13 protein-coding genes, 1 tRNA gene and 1 pseudogene are annotated in these 12220 nt (G+C 73.1%); 7 read left to right on the top strand and 8 right to left on the bottom strand.

Annotation, left to right across the window (positions count from 1 at the left end):
- The first annotated feature begins 22 nt into the window (after positions 1–22).
- Positions 23–109: transfer RNA gene (locus ABZ370_RS00305), tRNA-Ser, on the top strand.
- A 115-nt stretch (positions 110–224) separates the two neighbouring features.
- On the opposite strand, the gene ABZ370_RS00300 is transcribed toward ABZ370_RS00305, so the two are convergent.
- Both ABZ370_RS00300 and ABZ370_RS00295 read right to left on the bottom strand, forming a co-directional pair.
- Entirely contained in the window at positions 225–869 is a 645-nt protein-coding gene (locus ABZ370_RS00300; RefSeq protein ID WP_358614548.1) for a GntR family transcriptional regulator, read from the bottom strand.
- Between the two features lie 61 nt (positions 870–930).
- Positions 931–1848 (bottom strand): SDR family oxidoreductase, encoded by a 918-nt coding sequence (locus ABZ370_RS00295; RefSeq protein ID WP_358614546.1) that lies wholly within the window; start codon positions 1846–1848, stop codon positions 931–933.
- Positions 1849–1994: 146 nt separating this feature from the next.
- Here ABZ370_RS00295 and ABZ370_RS00290 point away from each other — a divergent pair, with 146 nt between their 5' ends.
- On the top strand, positions 1995–2564 hold the full coding sequence (locus ABZ370_RS00290) for a TetR family transcriptional regulator (RefSeq protein WP_358614544.1): 570 nt from the start codon (positions 1995–1997) through the stop codon (positions 2562–2564).
- Between the two features lie 2 nt (positions 2565–2566).
- Here ABZ370_RS00290 and ABZ370_RS00285 read toward each other — a convergent pair whose 3' ends face one another.
- The gene (locus ABZ370_RS00285) at positions 2567–3814 is read right to left on the bottom strand and encodes an MFS transporter (RefSeq protein WP_358614542.1); all 1248 of its coding nucleotides are present in this window, start codon (positions 3812–3814) and stop codon (positions 2567–2569) included.
- 73 nt (positions 3815–3887) lie between these two features.
- Here ABZ370_RS00285 and ABZ370_RS00280 point away from each other — a divergent pair, with 73 nt between their 5' ends.
- The gene (locus tag ABZ370_RS00280; RefSeq protein ID WP_358614540.1) at positions 3888–4826 is read left to right on the top strand and encodes a LysR family transcriptional regulator; all 939 of its coding nucleotides are present in this window, start codon (positions 3888–3890) and stop codon (positions 4824–4826) included.
- A gap of 54 nt (positions 4827–4880) precedes the next feature.
- On the opposite strand, the gene ABZ370_RS00275 is transcribed toward ABZ370_RS00280, so the two are convergent.
- Positions 4881–5561, bottom strand: coding sequence for a helix-turn-helix domain-containing protein (locus ABZ370_RS00275; RefSeq protein ID WP_358614538.1), 681 nt, complete (start codon positions 5559–5561; stop codon positions 4881–4883).
- A gap of 44 nt (positions 5562–5605) precedes the next feature.
- A complete protein-coding gene (locus tag ABZ370_RS00270) occupies positions 5606–6364 on the bottom strand; it encodes an SDR family oxidoreductase (protein ID WP_358614536.1) in 759 nt (252 codons plus the stop codon).
- A gap of 160 nt (positions 6365–6524) precedes the next feature.
- Between ABZ370_RS00270 and ABZ370_RS00265 the strand changes: the two genes are divergently transcribed.
- The gene (locus ABZ370_RS00265) at positions 6525–7511 is read left to right on the top strand and encodes a helix-turn-helix transcriptional regulator (RefSeq protein ID WP_358614534.1); all 987 of its coding nucleotides are present in this window, start codon (positions 6525–6527) and stop codon (positions 7509–7511) included.
- Between the two features lie 14 nt (positions 7512–7525).
- On the opposite strand, the pseudogene ABZ370_RS00260 reads toward ABZ370_RS00265, so the two are convergent.
- Positions 7526–8155 (bottom strand): annotated as a pseudogene (locus tag ABZ370_RS00260) (zinc-binding alcohol dehydrogenase family protein); the annotation flags it as partial.
- A gap of 462 nt (positions 8156–8617) precedes the next feature.
- Between ABZ370_RS00260 and ABZ370_RS00255 the strand changes: the two are divergent.
- From ABZ370_RS00255 to ABZ370_RS00245, 3 genes are all read left to right on the top strand, one after another.
- A complete protein-coding gene (locus tag ABZ370_RS00255; RefSeq protein ID WP_358614532.1) occupies positions 8618–9529 on the top strand; it encodes a helix-turn-helix transcriptional regulator in 912 nt (303 codons plus the stop codon).
- Between the two features lie 249 nt (positions 9530–9778).
- Positions 9779–9961 carry a hypothetical protein gene (locus ABZ370_RS00250; RefSeq protein ID WP_358614530.1) on the top strand — a complete coding sequence of 61 codons (183 nt, stop codon included), beginning with the start codon at positions 9779–9781 and terminating at the stop codon, positions 9959–9961.
- A 53-nt stretch (positions 9962–10014) separates the two neighbouring features.
- Positions 10015–10254, top strand: coding sequence for a DUF6411 family protein (locus ABZ370_RS00245; RefSeq protein ID WP_358614528.1), 240 nt, complete (start codon positions 10015–10017; stop codon positions 10252–10254).
- A gap of 28 nt (positions 10255–10282) precedes the next feature.
- On the opposite strand, the gene ABZ370_RS00240 is transcribed toward ABZ370_RS00245, so the two are convergent.
- Together ABZ370_RS00240 and ABZ370_RS00235 are read right to left on the bottom strand one after the other, a co-directional pair.
- Positions 10283–10591 (bottom strand): hypothetical protein, encoded by a 309-nt coding sequence (locus tag ABZ370_RS00240; RefSeq protein WP_358614526.1) that lies wholly within the window; start codon positions 10589–10591, stop codon positions 10283–10285.
- Positions 10592–10709: 118 nt separating this feature from the next.
- A complete protein-coding gene (locus tag ABZ370_RS00235) occupies positions 10710–11930 on the bottom strand; it encodes a DUF6777 domain-containing protein (protein ID WP_358614524.1) in 1221 nt (406 codons plus the stop codon).
- Positions 11931–12220: the final 290 nt, after the last annotated feature.

Here is a 12220-nt window from a genome sequence, read left to right as displayed (position 1 = left end):
TTCGTCCGCTAGGCTCTGCCTCGGTAGCGTGTCCGAGCGGCCGAAGGAGCGCGCCTCGAAAGCGCGTGAGGGGGCAACTCCTCCGTGGGTTCAAATCCCACCGCTACCGCTCGAATCACCCCCCTGAACTGCGGAAACGCAGGGCAGGGGGGTGTTCTGCGTGGCCCTGGTGCTCGGACTCCCGATCCCGCCCCACCCCGTCGACCGTACGTCCAGGCGCACCCTCACACCGTAGGGGCGCCTTCGCGGTCCTCGAGGGCGCTGATCGCGGTGGCGGTGAGGCTGTGGGTAATGTGATCGCGCATCAGCTGGGCGGCCTCGGCTGCCCGGCCCTCCTCGACGAGGGAGACGAGCTGGTGGTGTTCCTGGAGGTCCCGGGTGCGGGGTTCGTCGCCGGGCGGGAGTTCGAGGCCGAGGCGCCGGTACCGGTCGGACTTGTCCCACAGGTCGTCCAGGAGACGGATGAGGACGTCGTTGTGCGAGGCCCGGTACAGCGCCTGGTGGAAGGTGCGGTGGGCCGTGAGTGCCTCCTCCCCCCATTGGCGGGTGACGGGGAGGAGCTTGTCGACGGCGGCCCGCATGGTGGCGATGTCGTCGTCCGTGCGCCGCCGGGCCGCGAGTTCGGCGGCGGTCGGGTCCAGGGACAAGCGGATCTCGAAGAGCTGGCGGGCCTCGTCCGAGTTCATGGTGGAGACCCGGACGCCGCGCTGGGACTCGGCGGCAACGAGTCCTACCCGGGCGAGTTCCAGCCCACCGGAGGCTTCGCCGACGACGCCGTCGTCGAGAAGAGCCGCGTCGGCCTGACCGACATCCCCGGCATCGGCTTCGAGGGCAAGGCCGCCTTCTACAAGGTGCTGCGCGACCTGCACAGCTGACCGGCACCACACGACACGACGTGCCCGGCACCGCCGAGGTCGGCGCCGACACCAACTAGCCCGCCGCCGCGGCCATGGCGAAGTAGTCGCCGTGCTCCAGGTCGTCGAGCAGGGTCGGGCGGGTGGGCGACCAGTCCAGCAACTCCCGCGTGTACGAGCTGGAGATGGGCGCGTCGATGCCGTAGACCGTGGCCATGAACGGGCTCGGGAAGTGCGCGGCGGCGTCGTCCGGGGTCAGCGAGACCGTGGGCAGGCCGAGGTTGCGGGCGATGGTCTCCGCGATGCTCCTCAGGGTGACGCCGCTTTCGGCCACTCCGTGCAGCACGCTGCCCGCGGGAGCCTTCTCCACGGCCAGCCGGAACAGGACCGCCGCGTCGAGCCGGTGCACCGCGGGCCACCGGTTGGCGCCGTCGCCGACGTAGGCCGAGACGCCGGTGCCGCGTGCGGTGGCGACGAGCTGGGGGATGAAGCCGTAGTCGCCGGGGCCGTGGACGGTGGGAGCGAGGCGGACCACGCTCGCGCGCACTCCCCGGGCGGCGAAGCCCAGACAGGCCCGCTCGCCCGCGATGCGGAAGGCGGCGATCCCGGCCGCGTCGGGCTCGTCCTTCTCGGTGCTCTCCCGGCCGGTGGGCATGACCAGGGTGCCCGACGTGACGACGAACGGCTTGCCCGAGCGTTCCAGCGGCCCGCCGAGCGTCTCGATCGCGGTCCGGTCGCGCCGCATCATGTCGTCGAGGTCGGAGAAGTCACCGCCGTAGGCCATGTGCAGGACGCCGTCGGCGGCTTCGGCGCCACCGCGCAGGCTGTCGAGGTCGTCGAGGGAGCCGCGGTGCGGTGTGGCGCCCAGCGACTTCAGCCGGGCGGCGGCCGCGTCCGAGCGCGCCAGACCGGTGACGGTGTGACCGGCCGCGAGGAGCTCGGCGACGACGGCGGGGCCGGTCAGGCCGGAACCCCCGGTAACGAAGACATGCATGGAACGCCCTCCCGCTATGACGTCAGTGACTGGCACCAGGTAGCGCCAGTCGCTGACATTAAGTAGCGTCAGTCACTGACGTCAAGTGGTGTCGGTCACTGACGTCAAGTGGTGTCGGTCACTGACATATGCGATAGCCTCGGGGGGTGCCACGGAGCGGAGCAGAAGCGCGCCGCCGCCTTCAGCGGGCGGCCTTGGAGCTGTACGGGGAGCGCGGGTTCGACCGGACCACCACGGCTGAGATCGCCGCCCGGGCCGGGGTCACCGAGCGCACGTTCTTCCGGCACTTCCCGGACAAGCGCGAGGTGCTCTTCGACGGCGAGGCCGACCTGCGCGCGGCGCTGATGCGGGCGGTGGCCGAAGCGCCCGACGGTCTGCGGCCGCTCGACGTACTGCTCCACGCCTTCCAGAAGGCCGGACGCATCCTTGAGGACAACCGTCCGTTCGCCGAACCACGGCTGGAGATCATCGCCAGGACCCCGGCGCTCCGCGAACGCGATCTGGCCAAGTCCGCGTCGCTCACCGAGGCCGTGGCGGAGGCGCTGCGGCGGCGCGGTGTCGCCGACCGGCTGGCGGGCCTGGCCGCCCGGACCGGCTGGGCCGCCTTCCACCAGGCGGCCGAAGCCTGGATCGACGACCCCTCACAGGCCCTGGACGCGCATCTCTCCCAGGCCTTCGACGATCTGCGCGCCCTCTCCGCGATCGCCGCAGGCTGATGTCAGGTGTCCGCGGGCTCGGGGACGTGCTCCGTGTGGCCCTCCGGGCGCGTGGTGCTCAGCCGTACGAGGCCGGGCCGGGCGGCCAGCAGACCGCACACCAGCTCGGGCACCACGAGCAGGAGCAGCAGCCAGACCGACACCTTCCAGGCGCCGGTGACGCTGTGCAGCACGCCGAAGGTCAACGGGCCGGTCGCGGCGAGCAGATACCCGCCGGACTGGGCCATGCCCGAAAGCCGCGCCGTGACCGCGGCGGTGGGTGAACGCAGGTTGAGCAGCGTGAGGGCGATCGGGAACGCGCTGCCGGTGGCGACCCCGAAGACCGCGACCCAGACCCATCCGGCCCCCGGCGCCAGGAGCAGGCCGACGAGTCCGATCACCATCAGGGCGACGACCCCGACGACGAGCGGGCGTTGGTCGCGCAGACGGGCGGCGACCACCGGTACGACGAAGCCGAGGGGGATGCCGATGATGATGATGACCGAGTTCATCATCCCGGCGGTGGCGGGCGCGAAACCGTGGTCGCTCATCATCTGGGGAAGCCACGCCGTCAGCGTATAGAACATCAGCGACGTCATCCCCATGAAGACCGTGATGGACCACGCCAGCGGCGAGCGCAGCAGGGACCCCTCAGGGGTAGGGGCGTCAGCGTGGTCGGCCGGGCGTTCCGGCGGCTGCTTCCGGCCGCGGAGCGCGAGCGGGCACCACACCAGGGCCGCGATCAGAGACGGGGCCGCCCACACGACCAGCGACAGCCGCCAGCCGCCCATGTGATCCAGGGGAACGGCCAGGCCCGCCGCGGCGGCGCCGCTGACCGACATCAGCATCATCGCCAGGCCGGTGAGCGGCCCCACGTGGCGGGGGAACACCCGCTTGATGACCGCCGGTACCAGCACGTTGCCCGTGGCGATCCCGGCCCCGGCCAGCACGGTGCCGGTGAACAGCGCCGCCTGAGCGGGGACCACGCGCAGCAGGAGCCCGATGGTCAGCACCAAGAGCGCCACGGTGATCGCCGCCTGGGTGCCGATGCGGCGGGCGAGCACGGGGGTGAGCGCGGAGAAGATGCCCAGACACAGTTCCGGCAGGGTGGCGAGCACACCGGCCTCGACGCCGGTGAGCCCGAACGTGCCCTGGAGTTCGCCCAGGACCGGGGGGACGCCGGTGATGGCCGCCCGCAGATTGAGGGTCAGCAGCACCAGACCGACGAAGGTCCAGATCGCCGTGAAGCGCGCGATGCGGGGAGTGGGCATGTCAGCAGGATGACCCCGCCCGACCGTTGCGGTCCATTGCACGTTTTGCCGGTGGTATGTGCAAAATAGTTTCATGATTGACCTGCGTCGGCTTCACATGCTCCGCATGGTTCACCAGCAGGGCACGGTCACCGCGGCCGCCGAGGCCCTGCACCTCACCCCGTCGGCGGTCTCCCACCACCTGCGCGAACTCGCGCGCGAGCTCAAGGTCCCGCTCATGGAGCCGCGGGGCCGCGGCGTCCGGCTGACCCCGGCCGGGCTCCTGCTCATCGACCACGCCGACGCGCTGCTGGCCCGGTGGGAGGAGGCGCGGGCGGAGCTGGAGTCCTACCGGGCGGGCCTGACCGGACCGCTGCGCATCGCGGGCTTCACCACCGCGATCAGCGGTCTGATCGCCCCCGCCGCCGGGCGGCTGCGGCGCAGCCGTCCCGACCTCCTGGTGCGGGTGCGCGAGTGCGACACCGTGGAGAGCATGGACCTGCTGGTGGCGGGCGAGGTGGACGTCGCGGTCGTGGAGCCCGTCGAGGGCGGACCGCAGCCGGATGACGCGCGGTTCGAGCAGAGCCCCCTGCTGGAGGAGCCGTACTTCCTGCTGGTGCCCGCCGACCACCCGCTGGCGCGGGCGGGTTCGGTCCGGCTGGAGGACGCGGCGGCCGAGGACTGGATCGTCGCCGACCCGGGCACCTGCGACCACGCCCACCGGGTGCGGGTGCTGTGCGCGGCGGCCGGGTTCTCGCCGCGGATCGTGCACGCCGCCACCCAGTGGCCCGCGGTGTGGTCGCTGGTCGGGAACGGGCTGGGCGTCTCGCTGATCCCGCGGCTGGCCGAGGGCCCGTCGGCCCAGGCGGTGGTACGGGTGCCGGTGTCGAGCGAGAACATGCCGACGCGGCGGCTCCTCACCTGCGTACGCCGTGGCAGCCGCCGGAACCCGCTCGTCGACCTCGGGGTACGGGCGCTGGAAGACGCGGCGGGGCTGGCGGCCCGACCGTCCGACCCGGAGGACCGCACCTGACCTTGGCCATCGCCGCGTTCACCACCCCCAGCCGCCCGGGCCCTCCCCGCCGGGTCATCCGCCGGGGGCGTTCCACAGGTCGCGGAGTTCGTCCCAGTGCGGTGCCGGGCCCGGCAGAGCCGTGGGCGCGGCGGCGGCCGGGGTGGCGGCGGGGGTGCGCAGCCCGGCGAGGACCACGTCGAGGTAGCGCAGATGGAGCGCGGTGGCACGCTCGCCGGGGAGGGGAATCCGCGCGGTGAGGTGTTCCAGCAGCAGCGGGATGTCGGCGGAGGTGACGTCGGTACGCAGCACTCCGGCCCGGTGCGCGGGCGCCACCAGGTCGTCGAGGGCGGTCCGCAGCCGCCCGGCGGCGGCCGCGACGTCATCCGTGGCCGGGAGGCGGCCGCCGATCAGGGGGAGCAGCGGACCACCGGGGTCCTGGACCGACAGCGCGTCCCCCAGGAAGCGGGCGAACGCCGCCCAGGGGTCGGGCTCTTCGGCGAGAGCCGTGCGTACCTGGGTGACGAGCTGGTCCATCGCCACGATCCGCATCCGCTGGGCCAGCAGCTCCTTGCTGGGGTAGCGGCGGTAGAGGCTGCCCATGCCGATACCGGCGCGGCGGGCGATCTCCGAGACGGGGGCGTCCCAGCCCCGTTCGGCGAAGACCTCGCGTGCCGCTCGCATGAGGCGGGCGTCGTTGCGGTCCGCCTCCCGCTGTCGGCCGCGTGGCGTCGTACCGGTCTGCGTGTCACCCATGGAGCGCCATTCTCCCCTACACGCGTACGACTGCATGCGTGCGACTACATGCGTACGACGCCGCGGCCACCGTCGACGGTGAGGACCTCGCCGGTGACGAAGCCCGCGTCCTCGCCGACGAGCATCGCGATCGTCCGCGCGATGTCCTCCGGTTCCGCGACCCGCCCCAGGGGGGTGCGTTCCGCCAGGCTCCGCTGGAACTCCTCCGGCATGCCCGCGCTGGCCTCGGTGCGGACGAAGCCCGGTGCGACGACGTTGACGTTGATGCCGAGCGGACCGGCCTCGTGGGCGACGAAGCGGGCGAAGGTGTTCAGGGCGGACTTGGCGGTCCCATGGGCGGCCATGCCCGGGGCGGGCGGACCGTCGGCCACGGAGCTGGAGACGTACACGATCCGGCCCCGCCCCTGGGCGCCCATGAGGGCCATCGCCTGCTGGGTGAGGGTGTAGACGGACGCGAGTTCGTCCGTCACCTTCGCCTTGAAGTCGTCCCAGGGGAGGGTCCGCACGGGGGTGGGGGTGAAGCCCGCACCGGCGTTGCAGACGAGGACGTCCAGGCGCCCGTCGGCCGTGGAGCGCCGCAGCAGTTCGGCCGCCTGGCCGGGGTCGTGCACATCGGCCCGGACGGCGAACGCCTCGCCGCCGTCGGCCTCGATGACCTTGACCACCTGGTCGGCGGCCTCACGGTTCGAGAAGTAGTTCACGGCCACGCGGTAGCCGCGGGCCCCGAGCTCCCGCGCGGTCGCCGCGCCTATGCCGCGGCTGGCGCCGGTCACCAGGGCCGTCGGCCTGGTCGTCGCGTTCATCTGTCCTCCGGGTCGGCGGAACGGTGTCGTTCGGCGATGACCCTATCGGAGCGGAGCGCTCCGTTCAAAAACTCCCGCTCCCTGTCTCGGGCAAGGCTGCGTCCATGGGGGGTACAAGCTCGACCTCCCTCCCCGGATGTCCGCGCATACCGTGGATGGCATGGACCACCGACCCGACGACCACGCCGACAAGCGCGCCGACAACCGCTCCGAGATCCGGGATTTCCTCGCCAGTCGGCGCGCGAAGATCACCCCGGAGCAGGTCGGGCTGCCGACCAGCGGACGGCGCCGGGTCCCGGGTCTGCGGCGGGAGGAGGTCGCGGTGCTCGCCGGGGTGAGCACCGAGTGGTACACGCGGCTGGAGAAGGGCCACATCGGCGGCGTCTCCGAAGACGTGCTCAACGCGGTCGCCCAGGCCCTGCGGCTGGACCACGACGAACGCACCTACCTGTTCGACCTGGCCCGCGCGGCCCGCCCGGCCCGCCGCACGCCGTCCCGCCGCAAGGACGTCGCGGTCCCTCACCCCGTGCAGTGGCTGCTCGACTCCGTCACCCTGTCCGCCGCTTTCGTACGCAACGGCCGCATGGACGTCGTCGCCACCAACCCGCTGGCCCGGGCCCTGCACGCGCCGATGTTCGACAGCGACACCACCGGCGGACGCGGCCACGCCAACATCGCCCGCTACCACTTCCTCGACCCCGGCGCCCACCACTTCTTCGTCGACTGGGACGCCGCCGCCCGCGCCACCGTCGCCCTGCTGCGCGCCGAGGCCGGACGCGAACCCCACGACCGGGCCCTGCGCGGACTCATCGGCGAACTGTCCACGCTCAGCCCCGACTTCCGCACCCTGTGGGCGGCCCACGACGTCCGCATCCACCACGACGGCGTCAAGCCCCTGCACCACCCCGAGGTCGGCCGTCTGGACCTGACGTACCGGTCCCTGGACCTGCCCACGTCCCACCGGTCGGTGCACGAGCTGACCTTCTACACCGCCGAGCCGGGCAGCACCTCCGAAGACCGGCTCAAGCTCCTGGCCAGCCTGGCAGCGGGAGCCGGGGCCGGATCGGGGGCCGGACCGGGAGCCGGGGCCGGGGCCAGATCGACGACGACGGAGCCGACCGCCCGGCGCGAGGCGAGGCGGGCGTAGCCGTCCTCGAAGTCGTCCAGCGGGACCCGGCTGTCGATGACGGGCCGGAGCCTGCCGTCGGCGGCCAGCTCCCCGATCCCGCGCAGGGCGGGGGCGATGTCCGCGGTGGCGTGGGAGAAGAGGGAGTAGCCAGTGACGTACTTCTCGCCGCCGATCAGCTCCATCACGTCCACCTCGGCCCGCCTCCCGCCGACGAAGCCGAGCGAGACGAGCGTGCCGCCGCGGCGCAGGACGCGCAGCAGCCTGCCCGGCAGCGGCCCGCCGACGGGGTCGAGCGCCAGGTCGGCGCCCTGCCCGCCGGTCAGCTCCGCGACGGCGCCGTCGAGATCCCCGGCGGACAGGTCGACCACCGCCCACGCGCCCGCCTGCTCGGCCCGCCGGGCCTTCTCCGGGGACGACACGAGCGCGATCGGACGGGCGCCCAGGGCCGAGGCGGTCTGGATCGAGGCGTGCCCGACCGACCCGGAGGCGCCGGAGACCAGCACGGTCCGGTCCGGGGCGGCCCGAGTGAGCCGCGCGATGCCGGTGAGGGCGAGATAGGCGGTGAGGTAGTTGACGGTGAACGCCGAGCCCTCCGCGAAGTCGAAGGCGCCGGGCAGGGCGAGGAGGCGGTCCTCGTCGACGGCCACCCACTGCTGGAACATGCCGTCCGCCGTCGTGCCCAGCTCGCCACCGCCGTAGACGGCGACCCGGGTGCCCGGCGCGAACCGTTCGCCCTCCTCGACGACGCCCGCGCCCTCGCTGCCGAGCACCAGGGGGGCGGTGGCGTACTCCGGGCCGAACGCGCCGGAGCGCACGGCGCCCGTGTACGGACTGATCGTCGCCGCCCGCATACGGACCAGCGCCCCGCCGGGTCTGCGCACGGGGACCGGCCGCTCCTCCACGCCCATCCGTGCGGGAGTGCCGAAGTGCCGGGTCACGATCGCTTTCATGGGGATGCGTGCTCCTGTTCCGGGAGGGTTCGGGGGTCGGCAGACGCCGCCCCCGTTCCAGAATCACGCGCCGGACGGGCCCCGCCGGGGGTGGAACCGGCCCAGCCGAACCTGGGTCCAGCTGGGCCACCCTCGCCCCGTACGGCGCGCACCCGGCCCTTCGATACTGGAGGCATGGAGCCCCACCGCGAACTCGGCGACTTCCTGCGCTCCCGCCGCGCCCGCCTCACCCCCGACGCCGCCGACCTGGCGCCCGGCCCCGGTGCCCGCCGGGTGCCGGGGCTGCGGCGTGAGGAGGTCGCCCTGCTGGCCGGGGTCAGCACCGACTACTACACCCGGCTCGAACAGGGCCGCCATCCCCACGTCTCCGAGGCCGTGCTGACGTCCGTCGCCCACGCCCTGCGGCTGGACGACGACGAGCGCGACTACCTGTTCGCGCTCGCCCGGCCGCGCCCCGCGGGCCCCCGGCGCCGCCGTACCCCCCGCGCCGAGCGGGCCCGGCCCGCGGTGCACCGGATGCTCGACGTCCTGGGCGAGGTCACCCCGGCCCTCGTCACCAACCACCGCCAGCAGGTGATCGGCTCCAACCGGCTCGCCCGCGCCCTGATCACCGACTTCGACGCGCTGCCGTACCGGGAGCGCAACTTCGCGCGGTTCGTCCTCCTCGATCCGGCCGCCCGCGACCGGTACGAGAACTGGGACGAGGTCGCCGAGACCGTCGTCGCCAATCTGCGGCTGGTCGCCGCACGCCACCCCGACGACGCACGGTTCAACGAGCTCATCGGCGAGTTCCTCGTCAAGGTGCCCGAGTTCCGCGCCTGGTGGGACACCCATCGCGTGGCCCAGTGCGCCCACGGCGAGCAGCACTTCCGCCACCCCACCGTCGGCCGTCTCACCCTCCACCACGAGACGCTGGCCTTCCCCGCCGACCCCGATCAGGCCCTCTGCCTCTACACGGCGGAGGCGGGCACGCCCTCCGCCGAGGCCCTCGCCCTGCTCGCGAGCTGGAGCGCCCCCGCCGCGGCCGTGCCCGCGCCTGCGCCCGCGTCCGCGCCCGCCCCGACTCGTAAGGAAGAGCGCCGATGACCACGAGCGCTCCCGACCACCTCCGCCTCCTCTGGCCGCGGTGGCAGGGCGCGGGCGTCTCCAGCGTCGAGGCGTTCGCCGCCGAGTTCCCCCTCGACGTGGCGACATCGGCACCCCGCGCAGCGACTACAAGGGCCATCACGCGATGGCCGTCTCCGCGCTCACCGGCCACGGCGACCCGGACGTGCTGAAGCTGCTGCCCGCGACCGTTCCCCCGGAGCGCGTCGCGCTGGCGGGGCTGCACTCACCGTGGACAGCGACGAGGTCGTGCTCGGGCTGGGCAGGGAACCGAACGGCCTCACCGTCGGCGAGGTGCGCCGCGTCGTCGCCGACCCGGACGCGGCCGCGGACGTCGTCGGGCTCACCATCGCCGAGTTCATCCCCCGTCAGGTCATGCGCCTGAAGCACATCCTCGACGCGTTCCCGGTGTAGAACCGCGGGGCCGGGTACTCGGCGAAGCACACCTCACAGAGGAGCGTTTCGCCATGATCTTCGCCATTGTTGGCGTCTGTGTCGTCCTGGCCGTGCTGGCCTTCCTCGTTCCGCGCCTGTCCCGCCACCCCGAACGCGGCACCCAGCGCACCCTGGGCGCCGGATCACGCGCGGGCGGCAAGGCCCCCGGCATCCTGGGACGCATCCTCAGCAAGCCGTTCCGCAGCAGTTCCAAGGCAGTCGGCCGCAGCGGCTCCGCGGGTCGGCGCGCGCGAGCCCGCATGCCGTTCTAGACGGCCGCGCCCCGGCGATCATCCTGTCTCAGTCGCGCTTCAAGCCGCGGGCTTCCAGTACGCCCGCGCACTCTTCCGGCACCAGGACATCCCTGGCAGTGACATGGCCGTCCTTGAGCCCTTCCCGCATCCGGCGCTCGGCCCCGGCACGGTCTTCTCGCTCGATGTCGTCGGCGATCTCCCGGCAGTCGACGGTGTACGTGGCTGTCGGCGTCGGCTCACCGGCGGGGGACTCCGGCTCGTCCGCGTACGGCTCGGCGTCGAGCGCGGACGTAGCGGCGATACCGGCCAGGCACAGCCCCGCCCAGGCGAGGACGATGCCCCGGCGGACGCTCAAGAGCCCGTGTGCGGCGCGTCTGAGGACATGCGCACAGCATGCCGTACCGAACACGTGCCGTCCCCCGGCCCGGGAAAATCCGGGCCGGGGGACGGCTTCTTCGTGCGCGGCCGCGAGGTTACTGCGGGGGCTGTTGCTGCGGGGGCTGCTGGGGCGGGGGCTGTGGGGGCGGTTGCTGCGGCGGGGGTTGCTGCTGCTGGTTCTGCTGGTTCGGGTCCGTGGGCTGCTGCGGCGGAGGCTGCTGCTGGCCCGGGTCGGACGGCGGCTGGGACGGCGGGGGCTGCTGCTGAGGCTGCTGCCCGGGATCGGAGGGCTGCTGGCCCGGGTCCGAGGGCTGCTGCCCCGGGTCCGAGGGCTGCTGCCCGGGGTCGGAGGGCTGCTGGCCCGGGTCCGTGGGCTGCTGCTGGCCCGGGTCCGTGGGCTGCTGGGACTCGTCCGGCGGCTGGGACGGGTCCGTCGACGAGGTCTCGGACGGCCGGAGGGTCTCCAGGCCCAGCGGCGAGTGGCGCTTGATCCGCTTCGGCGCCTCCGCCAGGTTCGGGGCGTTCTGCTCGCCCGGCATCGCCAGGTACTTCGGGTAGTGGGCCGGGGACAGCACCGCGTCCCGCGCCTTCTTGCCCTTGGCGTCGCCGATCACACGCCGGAACAGCTCCGACTTGCCGACCGTCACCATGGTGATCCGCTTGACCGCGTCCGGGGCCGGACGGATGACGGTGACCGCGTTGCGGGAGAAGCCGGACCACTGAGGACCGGTGAATCGCGGATCGGAGCCTTTCGACGGGGCCGCCGCCCTGAGGGGGTTGCCCGAGGCGCACTTCACGACCGGCATGCCCCGCCGGTCGACGAGCACCGCGGTGCCCGCCTGGAGAACGGTGGCCGCGGGTTTCACCCGGCCCTGGTAGCCGTACGTCCTGGCGTAGGTGTCCGACCGCAGGACGACACCGGAGAGCCGGTGGACGTAGGCCGGTATCCGCTCCGGCCGGATGTGCTGGACCCGGCTCCAGGCGGCGGCCTTCTTCGGGGACGCCTTGAGATCGTGGATCAGTTCCCGCCGGTCACAGGGCTGGCGGCCCGGGACCCCGGCATAGAGCCCGGGGGTGTCGCCCTGGAAGGCCCGGCCCCCGTTGGAGGGCGAGACCACATGTCTGCGGTCCTGACCGATGGCCGGGGTGAACGCCGGTACCGAGGTCTTCCCGACCGGTTCACGGCGGTATTCCGCCGCCGTGGCCCACGCGGAGGGGGTGACCGTCCCCAGGACCGCCACGGCGGACACGACGGCGACAGACCCGGCGGCAAGTCCTGATCGGCGCGAGGTGAGATGCCATGAGATCGAGCGCATGTCCGTTTCCCTTCCCTCGCCCCCATCCTGCGCTCGCCCCTCATGCCGCCGCGTCCCCCGAAACCCGGACATCGGCCCCCACTTTCGGGGGACTTCACCGGCACCCCCATCAGCACCCCGGGCCCGTGCGGAACCCCCGGCAGACGCAGAACCGCCCCCGGTCCGGTGGCCCGGACCGGGGGCGGCCGCTGCCCCTCGCGGTTCTGTGGAGAGGACGCTCCGAACGTCCCGGATATATCCCTCGTATCTAGACTAAACGCAAAACCCCATCCACGCTCCGGGAGGGAGAA

This window comes from Streptomyces sp. NPDC005962, from assembly GCF_040629205.1.
Taxonomy (GTDB): Bacteria; Actinomycetota; Actinomycetes; order Streptomycetales; family Streptomycetaceae; genus Streptomyces.
Note: the sequence above shows the minus strand (reverse complement) of the source record. Positions and strands in the feature narration are given on the sequence as shown.

Coding starts and splice junctions, on each gene's coding strand:
- ABZ370_RS00295 (WP_358614546.1), bottom strand. CDS start 1,848: ATGCATGTCTTCGTTACCGGGGGTTCCGGCCTGACCGGCCCCGCCGTC.
- ABZ370_RS00285 (WP_358614542.1), bottom strand. CDS start 3,814: ATGCCCACTCCCCGCATCGCGCGCTTCACGGCGATCTGGACCTTCGTC.
- ABZ370_RS00280 (WP_358614540.1), top strand. CDS start 3,888: ATGATTGACCTGCGTCGGCTTCACATGCTCCGCATGGTTCACCAGCAG.
- ABZ370_RS00275 (WP_358614538.1), bottom strand. CDS start 5,561: ATGGGTGACACGCAGACCGGTACGACGCCACGCGGCCGACAGCGGGAG.
- ABZ370_RS00270 (WP_358614536.1), bottom strand. CDS start 6,364: ATGAACGCGACGACCAGGCCGACGGCCCTGGTGACCGGCGCCAGCCGC.
- ABZ370_RS00265 (WP_358614534.1), top strand. CDS start 6,525: ATGGACCACCGACCCGACGACCACGCCGACAAGCGCGCCGACAACCGC.
- ABZ370_RS00255 (WP_358614532.1), top strand. CDS start 8,618: ATGGAGCCCCACCGCGAACTCGGCGACTTCCTGCGCTCCCGCCGCGCC.
- ABZ370_RS00245 (WP_358614528.1), top strand. CDS start 10,015: ATGATCTTCGCCATTGTTGGCGTCTGTGTCGTCCTGGCCGTGCTGGCC.
- ABZ370_RS00235 (WP_358614524.1), bottom strand. CDS start 11,930: ATGCGCTCGATCTCATGGCATCTCACCTCGCGCCGATCAGGACTTGCC.